This is a genomic window from Amycolatopsis sp. NPDC051106 (assembly GCF_040682775.1).
In the GTDB taxonomy this organism is placed as follows: Bacteria; Actinomycetota; Actinomycetes; order Mycobacteriales; family Pseudonocardiaceae; genus Amycolatopsis.
In genome coordinates, this window is record NZ_JBFBBQ010000194.1 from 1 (window position 1) to 4,073 (window position 4,073).

Sequence of the window (4,073 nt, forward strand, 5' to 3'; positions counted from 1 at the left end):
GGGCGGCGCGGTGCGCGCCGCCCGGGCCGCCGCGCCGGGCGACGTTCCGGTTGTTGAAGCAGCTCTTCACCGACCGCCTCGCGCTCATGGGCGACAACGCCGGCACCTACGGCGACGTCGTCCGCATCGCCATCGGCCCCAAGGCGATGTACCTGGTGAACCACCCCGACCTGGCCAAGCACGTCCTCGCGGACAACGCGGCGAACTACCACAAGGGCATCGGCCTGCAGGAGGCCCGCCGCGCCCTCGGCGACGGCCTGCTGACCAGCGACGGCGACACCTGGAAGACGCAGCGCCGGACCATCCAGCCGGTCTTCCAGCCCAAGCGCATCTCGCGCCAGGCCGCGGTCGTCGCGTCCGAAGTGGACGCTGTGATCAAGCGGCTGGCCGGGCACGACGGGCCGGTCGAGATCCTGCACGAGATGACCGGCCTGACGCTCGGCGTGCTCGGCAAGACGCTGCTCGACGCGGAACTCGGCGGCTACGAGACGCTGGGCCACTCGTTCGAGGCCGTGCAGGACCAGGCCATGTTCGAGGCGGTCACGCTGAGCATGGTCCCGCAGTGGGTCCCGCTGAAGAAGCAGGTGGAGTTCCGGACCGCGCGCGAGGACCTGCGCCGGATCGCCGACGAGCTCGTCGAGCAGCGGCTGGCGAACCCGGTCGAGAACGGCGAAGACGTGCTGTCGCGGCTGATCGCGTCCGGATCGGCGGCGGGCGCGTCGCGCGAGCGGATGCGCGACGAGCTGATCACCCTGCTGCTGGCCGGGCACGAGACGACGGCGAGCACGCTCGGCTGGGCCTTCCACCTGATCGACGAGCACCCGGAGGTCGCCGAGCGGCTGCACGCCGAGGCCGTCGACGTGCTCGGCGACCGGCTGCCCGAGCACGAGGACCTGCGGAAGCTGACCTACACGGTCGCGGTGGTCGAAGAGGTCATGCGGCTGTACCCGCCGGTGTGGCTGCTGCCGCGGATCGCGCAGGCCGACGACGAGATCGGCGGGTACCACGTGCCGGCCGGGTCCGACGTCGTCGTCGTGCCCTACACGCTGCACCGGCACCCGGAGTTCTGGACCGACCCGGAGCGCTTCGACCCGGGCCGGTTCGACGCCGCCAACCCGGCCGGCCGGCCGCCGCGCTACGCCTACATCCCGTTCGGCGCCGGGCCGAGGTTCTGCATCGGCAACAGCCTCGGGGTGATGGAGGCGGTGTTCGTGCTCGCGATGGCCGCGCGGGACCTGGAGCTGCGCAAGGTACCGGGCAAGGTCGTCGAGCCCGAGGCGATGCTGTCGCTGCGGGTGCGCGGCGGGCTGCCGATGACCGTGCACCGCCGCGAGCGGCGGCGGAGTGCCGAAGCAGCTTGAAGTCTGTTGTGGACATTCGATGAGGAGGTAGGCCGGTGCAACCCGAGGTCAGTCAGGGAGCTACCGAAGAAGAACGCGTGATGAACATGACCCTCGAGGCCTACGCGGACACGATCGTGCCGGGGGAGAAGCGGTTCCCCGAAGACCGCGCGATCGCCGGGGCCGCGCCCGGCCCGGGGTCGGTGGTCGCCGGCGCGCTCGAGCTGCTGAACTTCGACGCGACCGGCGTCACGGCCGGCCTGCCCTACCTCGCGCAGTCGCTCAACGACCACGCGAAGACCTACGCGGGCGAGGTCGAGCTGGTGCTCGACGACGACGTCCCGCCGTTCGTGGCGCTGCCGTACGAGCACCGCCGCGAGCTGGTGCACCGGCTCACCACGCCCGGGCACCCGGAGAAGGACGGCTGGGTCAGCCTGGCGCTGTTCTGCAACATGGCTTACGACAGCGCCCCGCACCTGCACACCGCCGACGCGATCCGCGACGGGCACCCCGGCCTGCTGGCCCTGGGGTACAAGGCCCCGGACGCCGACGGGTTCTGGCGGTTCCCGAAGTACGGCTACGGCCGCAAGCTGGCCGAACTCCACCCGGACACGACGCCCTCGGGGAGCCCCGCATGACTGCCATCGACCAGACCGACGTCGTCATCGTCGGCAGCGGATTCGGCGGGTCCATTCCCGCCTACCACCTCGCCGCGGGCGGGGCCAAGGTGACGGTCCTCGAACGCGGGCCCTGGCTGGCCGCGGCCGACTTCGAGCACGACTACCTGCTCGGCTCGTCCTACACGCGGGCGTTCGACTTCGTCGTCGGCGACGGGATGAGCGTGCTGGGCGGCAACTGCGTCGGCGGCGGCAGCGTCGTGTACTTCGCCGCGATGCCGAGGGCGCCGCGCTTCGTGTTCGACCGCCACGGCAGCATCGGCCGCCGGATGTGGCCGCACGCCATCACGCGCGACTCGCTGGAGCCGTGGTACGACCGGATCGACGAGTCGATTCCAGTGTCCAAACAGGACTGGAGTGACGTCTCCTACGCCGGTGGCCTGTGGGCCGCGGCCTGCAACCACTCCGGGCGCACCGCGAACCCGGCGCCGGTGGCCGTCGACAACGACACGTGCGTCAACTGCAACTTCATGATGGCCGGCTGCAAGTTCGACGCCAAGCGGTCGATGCTCACGAACTACCTGCCGGCCGCGCTCGCGCACGGCGCCGAGATCCGGCCGCTGCACGAGGTCCAGCGCCTCGAGCGGACCGAGGACGGCGGCTACCGGGTCCACTTCGACCTGATCGACGAAGAGGACTACCGGGTCCACACCGGCACCGGCGTGATCGAGGCGAAGGTCGTCATCATCGCCGCGGGCGCCGGCGCTACGCCGGTGATCCTGCAGCGCTCGGAGGCCACGCTCGGCACCATGCCGCACGGCGTCGGCCGGTACTTCTCCGGCAACGGCGAACGGCTCAACACCGCCATCATCGACGAGGACCGCGTCCGCGAGGTGCTCGGACTGTCCCGTGAGGACGGTCCGGTGTACTCGGCCAACCACATCGGCAAGGGCCCGACCGTCGCGAACTGGGACAAGCTCGACGGCTCGCTGCCGGAGTACGAGCGGTACTCGCTGGAGCAGCTGTACTTCCCGCCGGGGCTGGGCACCATCCTCGCCCAGGTGCCGGGCGGGGAGGAACCGCGCTGGTACGGGGCGCAGAAGAAGGAGATCCTCAACCAGTGGGCCAACTGGCTGACGATCTTCCTGATGACCGAGGACGACAACGAAGGCGTCTTCGGCACCCCGCCGCCCACCGGCAACGCGTACCGGATCTCGCAGCAGATGCTCGGGCGCGGCCCGCTGCGCTACGACCCGACCGAGAACACCAAGCACGGCTGGGCGCTCGCGGACGCGGACTGCAAGTCCATCATCGAGAAGGACGGCCTGGCGAAGGTCTCGCCGTGGACCAACGACGTCGTCGGGGCGTACACGGTGCACCCGCTGGCGTCGTGCCGGATCGGGGACGACGCGGCGACGTCCGCGCTGCACCCGAACCACGAACTGCGCAACCACCCGGGCATCTTCGTCACCGACAGCGCGTCGGTGCCGGGCGCGCTGACGGTGAACCCGGCGATGACCATCGCCGCGCTCGCCGAGCGGTCGATCCCGGGCATCGTCCGGGCGCTGCAGGCCCGTGACGTCGACGTCAAGTACGGCGCCCCGGCGCCGGACGGCTCGATCACCGGCCGCCGGGCGGTGTCCAAGCTGGACCTGGTCGCCGGCAACTGATGCACGGGTACATGGAACTCGCGCTCCTGGGGGCCTGGGAGCGCGAGTCCGCCGGTTCTCGAGGAGGAACGATGGCGCCCGGACTGGTGCGGTTCGCCCTGCGGCGGACGCTGCGGGACGTGAAGTACGTCGAGGCCGTGCGACCGCGCCACGCGCGCGGCCTCGTCCGGGACGTCTACCGGCAGGTGGAGCGGGACTTCGGGATGCTCGCCCCGCCCGTCGCGCTGCACTCGCCCGCGCCGGAGGTGCTCGCCGCGGCGTGGCTGATGCTGCGGGAGTCGCTGGTCGCGGGCGGGACGGCGAGCCGGGCCGACAAGGAGGTCGTCGCGGCCGCGGTGTCGGCGGCGAACTCGTGCCCGTACTGCGTCGAGGTGCACGGCATGGCGCTCGCCTCGCTGGGGGAGCCGGCGGCCGCCGCGGCCATCGAGGCCGGCGACGCCGGCGAC

At 71.6% G+C, this 4,073-nt stretch carries 4 protein-coding genes; all 4 read left to right on the top strand.

Annotation, left to right across the window (positions count from 1 at the left end):
• A partial coding sequence (locus tag AB0M83_RS48415; RefSeq protein ID WP_364529570.1) for a cytochrome P450 occupies nt 1-1,361 on the top strand: 1,361 nt, incomplete at its 5' end.
• Between the two features lie 86 nt (nt 1,362-1,447).
• Nucleotides 1,448-1,978: a DUF5987 family protein gene (locus AB0M83_RS48420; RefSeq protein WP_364529579.1), complete on the top strand. Its 531-nt coding sequence runs from the start codon at nt 1,448-1,450 to the stop codon at nt 1,976-1,978.
• Nucleotides 1,975-3,627, top strand: a complete 1,653-nt coding sequence (locus tag AB0M83_RS48425; RefSeq protein WP_364529573.1) for a GMC family oxidoreductase — start codon at nt 1,975-1,977, stop codon at nt 3,625-3,627. The genes AB0M83_RS48420 and AB0M83_RS48425 overlap by 4 nt, the downstream gene beginning before the upstream one ends.
• A 71-nt stretch (nt 3,628-3,698) precedes the next feature.
• Nucleotides 3,699-4,073, top strand: a 375-nt coding sequence (locus AB0M83_RS48430; protein ID WP_364529576.1) for a carboxymuconolactone decarboxylase family protein, incomplete at its 3' end; no start/stop codon positions are given.